The sequence below is a fragment of the Clostridium sp. Marseille-Q5894 genome (genome assembly GCF_946902305.1).
Classification (GTDB): Bacteria; Bacillota_I; Bacilli_A; order Erysipelotrichales; family Coprobacillaceae; genus Thomasclavelia.
Genome location: NZ_CAMPPT010000006.1, coordinates 1 through 14570, shown reverse-complemented (window position 1 = coordinate 14570; position 14570 = coordinate 1). Strand labels below are relative to the sequence as shown.

At 24.9% G+C, this 14570-nt stretch carries 14 protein-coding genes; all 14 read left to right on the top strand.

Translation table 11 applies throughout. The features are described from left to right. Positions 1-58: 58 nt before the first annotated feature. The 14 genes from OC535_RS09850 to cas6 all read left to right on the top strand — a co-directional run bounded on the left by OC535_RS09850 (position 59) and on the right by cas6 (position 13826). Positions 59-745 carry a LytR/AlgR family response regulator transcription factor gene (locus OC535_RS09850; protein WP_227053140.1) on the top strand — a complete coding sequence of 229 codons (687 nt, stop codon included), beginning with the start codon at positions 59-61 and terminating at the stop codon, positions 743-745. Positions 746-1115: 370 nt separating this feature from the next. Next, a complete protein-coding gene (locus OC535_RS09845) occupies positions 1116-1982 on the top strand; it encodes a GHKL domain-containing protein (protein WP_498823716.1) in 867 nt (288 codons plus the stop codon). Between the two features lie 69 nt (positions 1983-2051). Further along, positions 2052-2477 carry a VanZ family protein gene (locus OC535_RS09840; protein WP_498823715.1) on the top strand — a complete coding sequence of 142 codons (426 nt, stop codon included), beginning with the start codon at positions 2052-2054 and terminating at the stop codon, positions 2475-2477. Between the two features lie 190 nt (positions 2478-2667). After that, a complete protein-coding gene (locus OC535_RS09835) occupies positions 2668-4089 on the top strand; it encodes a hypothetical protein (protein WP_498823714.1) in 1422 nt (473 codons plus the stop codon). Further along, positions 4079-5665 (top strand): Cas10/Cmr2 second palm domain-containing protein, encoded by a 1587-nt coding sequence (locus tag OC535_RS09830; RefSeq protein ID WP_227053144.1) that lies wholly within the window; start codon positions 4079-4081, stop codon positions 5663-5665. The genes OC535_RS09835 and OC535_RS09830 overlap by 11 nt, the downstream gene beginning before the upstream one ends. Continuing rightward, a complete protein-coding gene (locus tag OC535_RS09825; RefSeq protein WP_498823713.1) occupies positions 5658-6758 on the top strand; it encodes a hypothetical protein in 1101 nt (366 codons plus the stop codon). The genes OC535_RS09830 and OC535_RS09825 overlap by 8 nt, the downstream gene beginning before the upstream one ends. Next, on the top strand, positions 6758-7585 hold the full coding sequence (gene cmr4 / locus OC535_RS09820) for a type III-B CRISPR module RAMP protein Cmr4 (RefSeq protein WP_498823712.1): 828 nt from the start codon (positions 6758-6760) through the stop codon (positions 7583-7585). Before OC535_RS09825 ends, cmr4 begins: the two co-directional genes overlap by 1 nt. Continuing rightward, complete coding sequence (locus OC535_RS09815; RefSeq protein WP_498823711.1) at positions 7572-7988, top strand: type III-B CRISPR module-associated protein Cmr5; 417 nt, start codon at positions 7572-7574, stop codon at positions 7986-7988. The genes cmr4 and OC535_RS09815 overlap by 14 nt, the downstream gene beginning before the upstream one ends. A gap of 1 nt (position 7989) precedes the next feature. Beyond that, positions 7990-8781 (top strand): type III-B CRISPR module RAMP protein Cmr6, encoded by a 792-nt coding sequence (cmr6, locus tag OC535_RS09810; protein WP_498823710.1) that lies wholly within the window; start codon positions 7990-7992, stop codon positions 8779-8781. A gap of 18 nt (positions 8782-8799) precedes the next feature. Next, the gene (locus OC535_RS09805) at positions 8800-10923 is read left to right on the top strand and encodes a hypothetical protein (RefSeq protein ID WP_498823709.1); all 2124 of its coding nucleotides are present in this window, start codon (positions 8800-8802) and stop codon (positions 10921-10923) included. Between the two features lie 53 nt (positions 10924-10976). Continuing rightward, entirely contained in the window at positions 10977-12335 is a 1359-nt protein-coding gene (gene cas1 / locus OC535_RS09800; protein ID WP_498823708.1) for a CRISPR-associated endonuclease Cas1, read from the top strand. Then, on the top strand, positions 12335-12817 hold the full coding sequence (gene cas1, locus OC535_RS09795) for a CRISPR-associated endonuclease Cas1 (RefSeq protein WP_498823811.1): 483 nt from the start codon (positions 12335-12337) through the stop codon (positions 12815-12817). Before cas1 (OC535_RS09800) ends, cas1 (OC535_RS09795) begins: the two co-directional genes overlap by 1 nt. A 5-nt stretch (positions 12818-12822) precedes the next feature. After that, positions 12823-13083, top strand: a complete 261-nt coding sequence (gene cas2 / locus OC535_RS09790; RefSeq protein ID WP_498823707.1) for a CRISPR-associated endonuclease Cas2 — start codon at positions 12823-12825, stop codon at positions 13081-13083. An 11-nt stretch (positions 13084-13094) separates the two neighbouring features. Beyond that, positions 13095-13826 carry a CRISPR-associated endoribonuclease Cas6 gene (gene cas6, locus OC535_RS09785; protein ID WP_051592780.1) on the top strand — a complete coding sequence of 244 codons (732 nt, stop codon included), beginning with the start codon at positions 13095-13097 and terminating at the stop codon, positions 13824-13826. Positions 13827-14570 lie beyond the last annotated feature (744 nt).

Here is a 14570-nt window from a genome sequence, read left to right as displayed (position 1 = left end):
TATAAATGAGATAATGGGTAAAGAAAAGACTTTATTAAAGTAAAAGGAGATAATTTGTATGAAATGGGCGATTGTAGATGATCAAATAGAATATCTTTCAATCATAAAAACAATAATTCAAGAATTAAAGCCGTACATTGAAATCGATATTTATGAATCAGGGCAAGCCTTTTTAAAATATTCTGATTTATATCAATTAGTTTTTTTAGATATTGATATGCCGGATCTTGATGGTCTAAAGGTTGCTAGAATGTTACGAAGTTATGATTTAAATATTGTTTTTATCACTTCATACTCTGATAAAATGATCGATGCATTTGGTAAAAATGTCATCGGTTTTGTCTTAAAAAATGATTTGAAATCAGGCTTGAAAAGAATTATTAATGAGTATTATCAGGAAATAAATGAGCCGTATCTTACAATTATAAATAATCAAATAGAAGCAATTATCTATTTAGATGAGATAGTATATTTAACTTATAATTTACGTGATATTACTTTTCATCTATTGAATCAGGCCAATCAAACGATCAAAGAAAAAAATCTTAAAGATATTCAAAAAGTTTTGGATAACCGTTTTTATCAAATAAGTCGTAATACGATTATTAATCTTGATTATGCAAAAGATTGTTGTCATGGCGAGGTACGAATATTTGATTTCAAACTTCCAGTTTCAAGAAGGAGATGTACAGAATTAAAGATTAAAATATTAGAAAGGAAGTTATTACATGTTAGAAGGGATTGATATATTTTATTTTTTAATACAGTTATTGATTTTTATGTGTTTATCGTATCTTTTTTTAAAGACTTTTGCTTACTCAATAAATAAGATTAAATTATTTTTTATTGCAATTTTCAGTACATTTATATATTTATTTTTTTGTTATTATTTTCATAGTTTATTTTTATTTGGATCAATTACTTTTTTACTCTTAACAATAATATTTTACTTACAAACTCATGATAATTTATTACAAATATCATTTAATAGTTCTCTAATAACGATCATTTATAACCTGGTTTTTGTAATTGTTAGTGTTTTTTATCGATCAAATAATTCTATAATAGATATTAATGACATTACAGTAGTAGTTTTTTCCTGGATCGGAACCTTAATGATCATTAGTATATTTTATAATTCATGTTTTGGCATATTTATAATTAAATCTAAAAATACAATTTATTATTCTACTTATGCGCTTATCATGTTATTCATTGAACTCTGTAGTATCGCAACGATCTCTAGTCTTAAAGACTTATCTTTTTATCATATTTTAAACTTATTTTTGATTGGGATATTATGCTTTTTAGGATTGATTATTGTTGCAATATTAAATACTACAACAAAGCAGTTAGAAGTCACTAAACAAAATAATCTCAGTAAGACTTTTTTAAAACTTTATTATCAAAAAATTAAAGATGATCAAGAATATTTAAGTAAAATCAGGCATGATTATAATAATCAGCTGATTGTTCTACAACAATTATTAATACAAAATAACATATCCAAGTCTTTAGATTATATATCTTCATTAACAGATAAAATTTTAGAGAAGAAAACTAATATTTACACAAAAAATGTTTTGATTGATGCTTATATCAATTATCTTATTCAAACTTACTCTGATTTTAATTTTTTAATTCGAAGCAACGATTTATCAGTTAATGAAGATATGAGTGGCGATTTACTATTAGTAATTATGAATTTAATTAATAATGCGATTGAAAATAGCGATGAAAATAAAAATATAGTAGCAGAATTATTGTTTGAAACAAAGCAGTATATTATTAAAGTTGAAAATAGCTGTCATGAAGACCCAAATCTTTATAATTTTAAAACTAGAAAAAAAGATCAGTTGAATCATGGCTATGGTTTAGAAATTGTTAAAGATATTGTCGCTAAATATCATGGAACTTATTTAACGGATTATCATGATAATATTTTTAAAACTTATATTGTTTTATATAAGGATGAAATGTGAAAGTTATGTCTAGATCAATCATAAATTATATATTTGTGTCCGATTGATGAAGGTGGAATGGAGGTTTGTATGAAAAAAATTATTAGTCGCTGGCTGCTGTTATGTTATCTTTTTTTGCTATTAAGTTTTATATACATAGCTAGTGGACCTGCTACGCCAAAAGAATCAACTTATCTAGAGAAAATTATTTTTTGCAGTAATTTAGTTCCTTTTTATAAAATTGGAACAGTGAAGATGATACTAACTTCATTGATTACATATTTTCCAATTGGGCTACTGGCCCGTGATGCTTTTTCGTATTTACAAAACCACCGAAGATTTTATTTATGTTTAATATTAGTGATTTTTAGTTTTGAACTGATTCAGGTTATTACATTAAAAGGATTTTTTGATGTTAATGATATTATATTTGGATTTATTGGAGCGACACTAGTTTATTTATTAAGCGAAAGAATCATTCTTTTATTTAGGCGGTTAATAGATATTGAGGTATAAAAATGTATATATCAACTATAGTATAAATTGTATTTAGTGTATTTTTTAGTAGCAAGAACCTAGTTTAGGTTCTTTTTATTTTAAATGTAAATTAAATATTTGTTATTAAAAAAATAGTTAAATTTATTTGATAAAAAGGGCGAAAAATAAAATGAAATGTAGTTAAATATAGATATAGGAGGGCACAAATATGGAAATGATAAAGTTAAAATTTAGTTTAAAACAAATTACACCAATGATTCATTTTCAAGATGATGATGGAGCAACAATCAGAGCTACAGAATTAAAACCCAAGCTAGATCGTTTTATTTTATCATGGCTTGCTTATGAAAAAGAGGTAAAAAAGCATCCTGAACAAAAATTAGGTTCAGAAACTGAAATGTTAAAAAATGTTGTAGATAATCTGATAAATAAAGAGTGGCTGATTGATAAAGATCATATTGCATTGAACTATAAAATGAGAATAGAAGCAATTAATAAAGATGAAAATATGGATTTATTAGATCATAGTAATAAAAAAAAGAGGTTTTTAGGAAATGCTGATTATATTTTAAAGAATGATAATAATGAAAATATATACACTTCTACTTTTTATGAAGAAATTCTAGTAAAAATAGTTTGCTTTAATGAATTACTTGCCAATAAAGTAATACAGTTATTACCTATTTTAGTTGATATAACAGCATTTGGATTACAGCAAAGTAAAGGATATGGAAATTTTAGAGTTTCTAAGATAGATGATCAGGAATATAAAAATAGTATCGAAGAAAATTTACTTAAAGTAGCAAATCATTTTAAGGATAATAATGTTTTAGTATATAAACTTGAATTGGATAAAGAAAAAAACGGTAAAATTGATGCTGATTATGCGGTTGCTTTGAATGCAATTGCAGAATATAATCGTATTCTCAAAAGTGGTCTTCACTCTAATTATGAATATGTTCCTTCAGTAATCATGAAGAAGTATTTTAAACAAGATGGTTATAATATTGTTAATGAGAAAAAAGCTATGAAACAAGGGCTTCATTTAGCAAAATATAATATTGACAATTTAATGTATCATGATAATGAAAAAACTATTAATAATTATAATCTTAACAATAGAAGTAAAGTATATTATACAAGAGGGTTATTGGGGTTTGCCCAATTGTATCAATTTAGTTTGGAAACTAAAGAAAATCGTAATAAATTTAAAGAGATTCCTTGTAGGAATGGAAAAGAAACAAAGAGTTTTTGGAAAAGTTTTGATGTTAAAGCAAAAGTGGGAAAAGATGAAATATCAAGATTTCCTTCACCGCTTCATTATCATGTCACAGAAAGCTATAAAGAAATATATATTATAGTAAATAATAACGCTTTAATAAGTTTACAAAATGCTGATCCAAAAATAAGTTTTAGAGAAAGAAAATATAAAGGAGAAAAAACTGATCGAAAAATAATAAATATTGATGCTAGATTACCTAATCAAAAAGACTTTAATTTTATCGATTTTTTTGAGATAGCAGGATTAAATAAGGTTTTATATATGGTGGATGTTAAAAATAAATTCAACAAAAATTATGAAGGTGAATACTTTTTAACTAGATTGGAGGAAAGCCAAAATGAAAGATAATGAAATGTATTATGGGATAACGATCGGACCGATAGTTAAAACGTTATGTATGACTTCAACACCAGGAGGATTGTGGGGTGCCAGCTATATATTTTCATATCTTGCTAAACAATTAATTCTAGAAATAAAACAAAATGATGGTGATGTATTAATACCCAGTTTTGAAGATAAGAATAATGTTAGTGAAGAAGTAGGTTCTTATCCTGACCATATTATTTTTATTGCTGATGAAAATCTAGATATCAATAGGATAATAAAGAAAATAAAAGAAGAAGCAGGTGAACTATTATATAATGCTTTTATTAGAGTAGATGACAATAAATTTGACAAAAGATGTTTTAGTAGAGATGAGGTTAAAACTTTCGTTAATAGATATGTAAATATTCATTGTATCAAGACAAAGAAGATTGATAATATTATGCTTGAAATCAGTGAGATATTAGATAATGTTGAACAGTTCAATTCTTATGTGTATGAAGAAAAAGAAAATTATTTCTTAACTTTATTTAATGGCATAAAAATTAAAGAAAGTGATCAGCTTGATGATAAAGATAAAACAGATGCTAAAAATATTTATATCAAAAACTTTTTTAAAACTATAAATGATGATAAAAGAAATAATACCCAAATCAAGCCACAGGTTCTGTTTGAAAAAAATGATAATCAAATCAAATCCGTAGATGATATCGCCAGAATAAAAGATAAAAAAGATTATAAAATATCTAACTATCTTGCAATAGTACAGGCAGATGGTGATGGAATGACAAACAAATTTAATGATATGGGTAATGATACTGAAAAAGTTAAAAAATTTTCTAAAAGTTGTGTTGATTATACGACTAAATCAGCTGCTTTGATCAAAAAATATGGTGGTGTAACGATATATGCTGGTGGTGATGATTTATTGTTTTTAGCACCTATAATAAGTAAAGATGGTAATGAAAATATTTTAGATCTATGTGACAAAATTAGAGTTAATTTTAAAAAATCAAAGATCGAAGGAGCTAGCATATCATTTGGAATTGCAATCAATTATAGAAAGTTTCCTTTATATGAATCGTTTGATCAGGCTAGAGAAATGTTAGATAAAGCAAAAAAACTAGGCGATGATAATAAGAAAAAAGACAGCATAGCAATTAATTTAACTAAAGCGAGTGGGTTATCAGTGTTTTTAAATTTTGGTAATGAAACAGAAACTTTAAAGAAATTTAAAAATCTTATAAATAACTATTATCTTTCTAATAAAGAGTCTGAAAAAATAAACGACAGTACGAATTCTGTAATCTATTTGATGGATAACTATCGTGGTTTATATAATATTGCAATAAAAAATAAGGATAAAAAAGAAATAAGCAATTTCTTTACTAATATGTATAGTAATCCGATGCAGGATAACTATCAAAAATTTATTGAAGATATTGCAGATTTGTTTATTCAAGCTAAAAGTGATAATGAGAGTAATCGCTTTAAATCCATAAATAAAAATGATTTTAATAAAGACGAAGATACTGAATTATCAAGTATGTTAAGATTTGCTAAATTTTTAGTTGAAAAAGGAGGCAAGAGTAATGAGTAAGTATTGTGTAGAATTAGAGCCGATTGAATATTATTTCCTGGGAAATGAAAGAAGTTTTGGATTTGGTAGGAATAATAAGGGGATTTACAATAATTATTTTGTAATATCAGAAAATTTACCGACACAAACAACATTATTAGGGATGATGAGATATTTTGTGTTAAAAAGAATGAATTTGTTAAATAAGAATTTTAGTAGTCAGGGATTAACTGCTCAACAAATTGAAAAGCAAAAAGAATTTATTGGTAGAAGTAGTTTTATAATGTCATGTAATGATAAATTAGAATATGGTGTTATTAAAAAGATTAGTCCGATGTTTTTAAAAAATGATAAAAAACAGATATTAGTCAAAACACCTTTTAATGGTAGTTTTGATAATAATAAAATTAAATTAAGAGGATTGCAAAAAGATGTTTGTAAAATAATGGATGGAAGTAGTGAAAGAGATTTTAAATTGATCGATAAAATAGATTTAAAAAAAGAAGATGATTATCGTGATTCATATGTACTTTTAGATGATTTAAGTGTTATTGAAAATAGTGAAATTTTTAAATCACATGTAAAAGTAGGAATTAATCGTTATTTAGATGAAGATGGTTTCTTTAAAAAAGAGTATAAGTTTTTTAAAGATTATAAGTTATGTTTTTATGTAACACTTGATGATACAAAGTTAAATTTGGATGACAAGATAACAGATGTTGTTTATCTGGGTGCAGAGAAATCAGCATTTAAATTAACTATGTATAAAGAAAATGATAATTTAGAAGAAACGATAAAAAAGACTTTAAAGATCGATGATGGTGTTTATTACTATGCTTTATCGGATTTAGCTTGTGAAGATGCTAATAAATTAAATGAATGCTGTGATCTGATTTTTTTGGAAACAAGAAATTTTAGATGTTTAAAAACTAATTATGATAAAGATAATTTTTATCATAAGTTAGAGCAAAGTGAATTATATAATTTTATTCGTGCTGGTAGTGTTTTCTTTGTAAATGAAGCAAGAGAGCAAGATTTTGAGCATTTATTTGAAAATGAAAATTTAAAAAATATCGGATTTAATCAGATTATAAAAATAGGAGGAAATAACTAATGAAAAGTATTATATACATACTAGAACCAATTACTAACCTACATGTAGGTAACGGAGATATTAATTATAATATTATTGATAATGAGGTTGAAAAAGACCCGCTTACTAATTATCCAATGATTAATTCATCAGGAATAAAAGGGGCTTTTAGACAATTTATACAAGATAATTCTAAAATTAATAAACAAGATGAAATAGATATTTTTGGCTCTGAACCAATTGAACAAAACAAAGATGAAAAAAAGAAGCCAGGTAAACTAAAATTTTATAGTGGTGAATGTTTAGGGGTGACAATGCGTAATGAAGTCGGTAAGATGCCATATTCATTGGTTACTACTAAAAAAATGTTAGAAAGATTTATTGAAATGTGTGAGGTTATGAAAATAAAATACAATTTAGATGTAGATAAGTTGGATGAAAATAAATCTTATAAAGCTGCTAATGGTAATATTACCGTAGAAGAAATAAAAATCGATGATAATTTAAAAGATGATGAAATCAAAAAATTATTTAAGCAGATTGCTTCTAATAAAGCAGATAATCTTGTTATTATGCCACATGATAAAATAAAAGATATTTCATTACCAGTTGTCGCAAGAAATGTTTTAGATAATGGTATTTCTGAAAATATCTGGTATGAAGAATACGTTCCGCATCATTCCCTTTTCTTTGTTTGTGTTAGCTGTGAAGAAGATGAAGTACTTAAAATATTTAATGAAGCTGTTAATAATAAAATTGTCCAGTTTGGTGGTAATGCTTCAATTGGTTATGGACTTACTAAAGTAACTGTATTTAAAGAAGGCGGTGATGATGATGTCAAAGAGTAGAATAAATAGATATTTACCGATTGCATATGAAGCAGTAAAAAATTCTGAACTCATTAAAGATAATGAATTACAAGGAAATTATCAAGCACAAATCGCTTCTTTTGGAGCAGCTGTTAGCATGGGAAGTTTGTTATCAGCTATTGCTTTTTTTAGTGATAAGGGTAGTTCTGATGTAAAGCGTCAAGAATTAATGAAATTGATTTGTTATATTATAAAAAAAGATAAAAATAGTGAAAAAGAATATCAGGAAATAAAAAAATATGATTTATTTGAATGTGTACAGAATAATAAAATTGTAAAGCAGGAGGTATTAGATGCTGCTATTGCAATTAAGCTGACTCTTAATCTGTTTGAAGAAGATCCATCAAAGAATAAAACTCCTAAAAATGAAGGGAATGATTAAAATGACGATTTCAAACATGAACTATTTTTTCAATAAATCATATTATGATTTTTTAAAAAATATAGCTATTGATGATAAAGAAGAAAAAATAATCGAAAACAATATGATAACAACGATAATAAGTAAAAATAATGACGATATAGTAAAGCATCGTTATCGAGAAGATAGATTTTTACAACCCCTTCAAGATATACTTTCGTCATTTGAAATGAAAGTTGAATATCCTGGTTTATTAATTGGAATCGGTAATAATCATAAAGCTAATATCAAAGGAGAAATATCATTAGGATTTAATTTTGATTACGTAACTGGTTTACCATATATTCCTGGCTCTTCATTAAAAGGTAAACTTGCCAGCGCTTTCGGTTATCATAAGTATATTTTAGCTAAATTAAATATTAAAGATATTAATGATAATGAAAAAGAAGAATTTGTAAAGAAAATAAAAACAGCTATTTTTGGTGATGAAAATACACCAGGGAAGGACATCTTTATTGATTCGTTTATTAGCGATTATAATAATAAGAATGTTCTAAAATTAGATTATTTGGCACCACATCATCAAAAAGAAAAACTTTTAACTTTAGGTGAAGTTAATGTTATTACTATGTTACGACTTGCACCTGGTACTAAAATAAAATTTAATTTTATTTTAAACGATTCTATAATAAAAATAGGTGATAAAGAAAAAACTATTACAAATGCTGATAAAATATATTTATTTAAAGAAATTATGAAAGATTTTGGTATTGGGGCTAAAACAAATGTAGGGTATGGATATTTAATAGAGTAGGACTGCAGGGAAAGTACAATGAAAGAATTAAAGATTATTTTAAATGAAAATGAAAATAAGATATCTGCAAAAGCATGTATCAAAAATGATGATGCAGATAAATGGCTTGAGGGTAGTGAAAGAATTGAAAAGATTAATGAAATATATAATGCTGAAGAATTATATGAATTATTAAAAAATAATGAAAATATTATAATTAATAACTCAAGTTTATTGAAGGAATTTATAGAATTAAAAAAATCAGAATTAAGATCTAATATCTGTTCTTTAGAAAAATTGAAAGTTGATAGTGAATTTAAGAAAAATAAATTATCTAAATATGAGGAAATTTTTAGATATTTAAATGAATATGATGTTGAAAAAATTATTGAAGATGATAAAACAGTTATTGAGAAGAACAAAGTAATATATAGTTATCACACATTTATTTTTCCATTTAGATTGATAAAAAAAGAAAAGAGCAAAAAGAATAAATCATATTTTAAGGAATATGAAACAAAAAAATTTTTAAATAATATTTTAAGAAATAATGATGCTTGGGTTAATGCTAATGTGAATGATAAATGTCTTGATTCTTATAATGATTATAAGGAAATATTTACAACTAAAACAGAATTTGAACAATTTTATAATAAGATGCAATATTTTAATCGTTCTTGTTTAGATGCTATTTATGGATTTGAATTAAATGATAGTGAAAAAGATAATTTAAGAATAGTAGATAACTATGTATTTAAACCTGAAAAAATTAGAAATAAAGCAAAATTACATATTCAAGTAGGAAAAGGAAGTAGCGTACAGGAATATACTTTGTTATTAAATGCAATTCGATTAAAAGTATTTAATACTAATATTGCAGTAATGGTATTAGAAACAGAAAATCATGAATATGATAAGATTGAAGATATTAAATTGATTAATGAATTTACACGTCGAGTTACTCCTCCTAATTTAACTGAATCAAGTAATCCATGTGCTTTTTATTGGGCAATAGAATTTGATGATGGAAATGAGAGGCATACTACTGAAGAAAATTTTTATAAACTATTTGAAAATACAAGATCTAAAAAAAATGTAATGAAAATCAGTCTTACAAAAATTCTTGATCCGATTAAAGATTTGTTGACTTATCCAAGCAAACATGATGAAGGTGATAAAAAAATCACATCTAATAAAAAGAATCTAATAGATGAAAACACATATTTAATAGAATCAGTTCTTGGTGATCGAATGTTTACATGTTCCTTTATCAAATCTGATGAAATAATTAATAAAATATCAAAAAAAGTTTATGACTCTCGATATCCATGTCCTGAAAATAAATTATTTATGAGGTATGCGGGAGAAACGAAATATGCTTATCAAGTTGATTATGATATAGCTAAAGAGTTATATGCTCTAATATATATAGATTCTAGTGATAGTACATGTCAGTCAGAAGATATGATTCAAGAGTTATTAGCAAAAAGTTTATATACACGCTGGATTGATTATGGAACAATTCATGCTGTAACTCATCATTCATTAATTGGATTAGCTAGCTTTAGCTGTCCTGATCATGTAATTAATGCATTTTTGACACTATATGTTGAAATGGCTATATTGGTACAGGCACAACGAGCTTCGATAATTCTATTTCAAAACTTTGCAACTGTACTTACAAAAGGTCTAGAAAGTGATAATAAAAAAATTGATCAAAAAACAATTAATAATTTATTAAATTTACAAGAAAAATATATTTCTTTTCAAAACCAATTATTATTTTTTGAAGTAACACCAGAAGAGCAAGGCGTAGAGATCTACAATATGCTTACAAAAGCAATGTATATCGATGAAGAAAAAAGAGAATTAAAAGAACAATTAGATGGTTTATATACAGGAACTAACGCTAATCAGGATAACAAGTTTAATAAGTATGCTTTGATTTTTGCTTCTATTTCATTTTTTATGGTCATTTTAACATATGTTTATGATACGATTTCTATTAGTCAAAATTTTGATAGTTTAAATTCTGATATATTTACAGCTAAAAATATATTATTGATTGTTTGTAAATATAGTTTTACATTAATAATGATTGATATAGCAATTATAATTGGAATATGTATTTATAATTGTATCATTCAAAAATATGATAGGTAACATGTTAAAAGAAATATTAAGTGAAAGTAATCTAAAAAAATTATTTAGAGTTAATGAAGCGTAACTATTCTAGTGGGATAGATGGAGTAATGTTATCGCAGTTAAAAGAATATCTGATTCTTAATTGGCAAGATATTGAAATTCAGCTTGTTTTAGGTACATATGAACCTAATATTGTTCAAGTATATGAGTTACTTTCTAAAAAAGGAAAAGTAAGAGAAATATATAAATTTACGATTATTGATAATTTTATTCAAAAAGCAGTGTCTTTAATATTACAAGATAAATTAGATTGTTTATTAAGTGATAATAATTATAGTTTTCGTAAAGGAAAAGAGACGATAGATGTAATTAGAAAGGGATTAGAGTTAATTGAGAAAGGTTATGAATATATTGTTGAAATAGATATAAAAAAGTATTTTGAAAATATTGATCATGTTCTATTATCAAAGATGTTATTTGATATTATTGATGATAAAGTTTTAATATCTTTAATCATGAAATATCAAAATTGTCTAATTCAAAAAGATGGAAAAATCAAAAGAAAAAATAAAGGATTAATTACAGGTTCTTCAATAAGTCCTGTAATTAGTAACCTTTATTTAATGGATTTAGATAGACAATATCTTGAATATAACTATATTCGTTATTGTGATAATATTTATATATTTATTAATAATAAAAATGATGGTTTAACTTTAATAAATGATATATCAAAATGCTTAAAAGATAAATACAAATTAGAAATAAACCAAAATAAAACTTCAATCACACATTATTTATCAAAAAGAATGTTAGGCTATTATTTTGTTAAAGAAGATAATATAGTTAAAGCAAAGAAAAATAAACAAGAAAATAGAACTAAATATAATCACTGGTATAAATCAGCTATCAAAAAAGAAAATAATGAATATCATATTATCAATGATGGTATTCTTACCAAAAAAGATTATTCGATCTTATTTGAAAACGAAAATAAAAAAATAGAAATTCCAGCTGAAGTAACCGAACACATCAATATATATTCACAAACTATCTTTTCTAGTAACTTTTTCAAAACTTTAAATCAACATAATATAAGAGTTTCATTATTTGACCAATACGATCATTATATTGGATCTTTTATGCCTGTTAATTATCATAAATCAGCCTCAATACTAATAAAACAAGTTGAAAACTATATCAATAAAGCAAAAAGACTAGAAATAGCTAAAAAAATTATCGATAGTGGAACTACAAACATTATCTCAAACCTAAAATATTATAATAAACATAATGATGATACTCAGTTAGATAAAATAATTGATGATTTAAAAATATGTAAACAAGAAATGAAAGCAGCTAAAACATTAGAAATATTATTACTACAAGAAGCCAGAATGAGAGAATTATATTATAGTAGTTATTATTAATTCTAAGTAACCCAGAATTCAAATTCACTAAAAGAACAAGAAGACCACCTAAAGACGCACTTAATGCAATGATCAGTTTTGGTAATACTATAATATATCAAAAAATAGCTAATGAAATATATAAAACAAAACTAGATATTAGAATTTCTTATTTGCATTCTGCAATGCGTAGATATGAAAATCTAAATCTTGATATCTCAGAAATAATTAAACCTATTCTTGTTGATAAAGTAATATTTTCATTAATAAATAAAAGAATCATTGATGCCAAGGTTCATTTCGAAAAAAGAAATAATGGAGTATTTCTTAATAAAGAAGGTAAATATCTCTTTATTGATCAGTTAAACAAAAAGCTAAGCAGTACAATAACGATTAATAACAAAAAAGTAAGTTACCAGGAAATACTACAGCAAGAAGTATTAAAACTATTAAGGTATTTTAAATACGATGAAGAATATGAACCCTTTAAATATAGGATGTAACTATTATGTATATTATTGCAGTATATGATGTTCATCATAAAAGAGTAGGTAAAGTGAGAAAAGTATTTAAGAAGTATTTGTTTACAGTTCAAAACTCAGTGTTTGAAGGTTATATTACAGAAAGTAAACTAAATAAGTTAAAAAAAGATTTAGATAAAATAATTGATGTAAATTATGATAGTATCTGTTTCTATGAATTAGAGTCGTTAAAATATGTTTCTAAAGAGCAGATTGGAATGGTAAAAAACCATTCCAATCTAATATGAAAAGGAGTAATATGAGATATAAATTATTTTTTAAATTAAACAAGCCCCTAAAATTAAGACTAAATTATCACGAAGATATTCAAAGATTCATTTATCTTCTATTTACTAAAGAAAATAAAGAATACGCTGAATTTCTGCATAACTTTGGTTATGGAGAAACAAAGAAATATAAATTATTTACATATAGTAAACTATACTCACCTAAACAAACAATAAAAAATCATGAAATAATATTCGAAAACACTCTCATCTTAGATATCGCCAGTATAGATACCAAATTCGATCATTACCTTTTAAACATTTTAAATAAACATACTAATTACAAACTCCAAAATCAAAATATAATTTTAACCAAATATCAAGTATTTCTCTACAACAATAAAGAACAAATAAAAATAAAACTATTATCACCAATAGTAGTAAGAGAAACAATTCTTGAAGAAAACAAAAAACATACTCACTATTTCAATCCCCTAGAAAAAGACTTTTTAGACAGAATAAATAACTTATTTAAAAAGAAATACGAAGCATACTATGGAATAGTTCCAGATGATATCAAAATCAAATTAATAAATGTTAACGCAAAAGATAAATATGTAACTAATTATAAAAATACATATATAACTGCTTGGCATGGTACTTATATGTTGCAGGGGAAAAAAGAATATTTAGAATTTTTATATTATGTTGGTTTAGGAGAAAAAACATCCCAGGGATTTGGCATGTTTGAAGTTATAGAGTAAATATTTTGCGGTCAATCTAAACCCTATATCCATCAAGACTTTTGGGTAATTTTATAATCAAAAAATAACTAAAAATCATCAAAAATAAACAAAAAACACAGTCAATCTTTTAAAGATGTTCATTAAAAACACAAAAAATGCTCAAACCCTATGATACACAACACTTACACACAAATAATTAATTTAGAGATTGATCGCAAAAAACACTCATAAAATGTTTAAAAATAGTTAAATTTATAGTAAGATATAAGAAATAGCTAGTAAATATAGTTGTTGCACCTTATCTAATGAGGAATTGTTACTGGATTTTTTCTGCTTGATAAATTCCATGCTTTGTTAGTTGCACCTTATCTAATGAGGAATTGTTACTTTTGCCATAGGAAGGATTTCTTTTCCTTTATAGGAAAAGGTTGCACCTTATCTAATGAGAAATTGTTACTTTAAATAATTTATGATTTCCTCTTTTTGGTTCATTGCGCCAATAGTTGCACCTTATCTAATGAGGAATCATATATATATGATTATTGAATTGTATAAAAATAGAGTTATAAATTTTAAGAGTTGTAGTTAGTTATGTAATTAAGTATTAAATTATTTATAGTTAATGTATTAGATAGGGGTAACCAAATAATTTAGGGGGAAAGCCAAATTATTTGGGGGTCAACTTTAGGGGGCTTAAAAAAAGTCCGCTGAAATTTAGGGGGCACTTTAGGGGGCAACCTAAAAAATGTATAAATAAGTTTA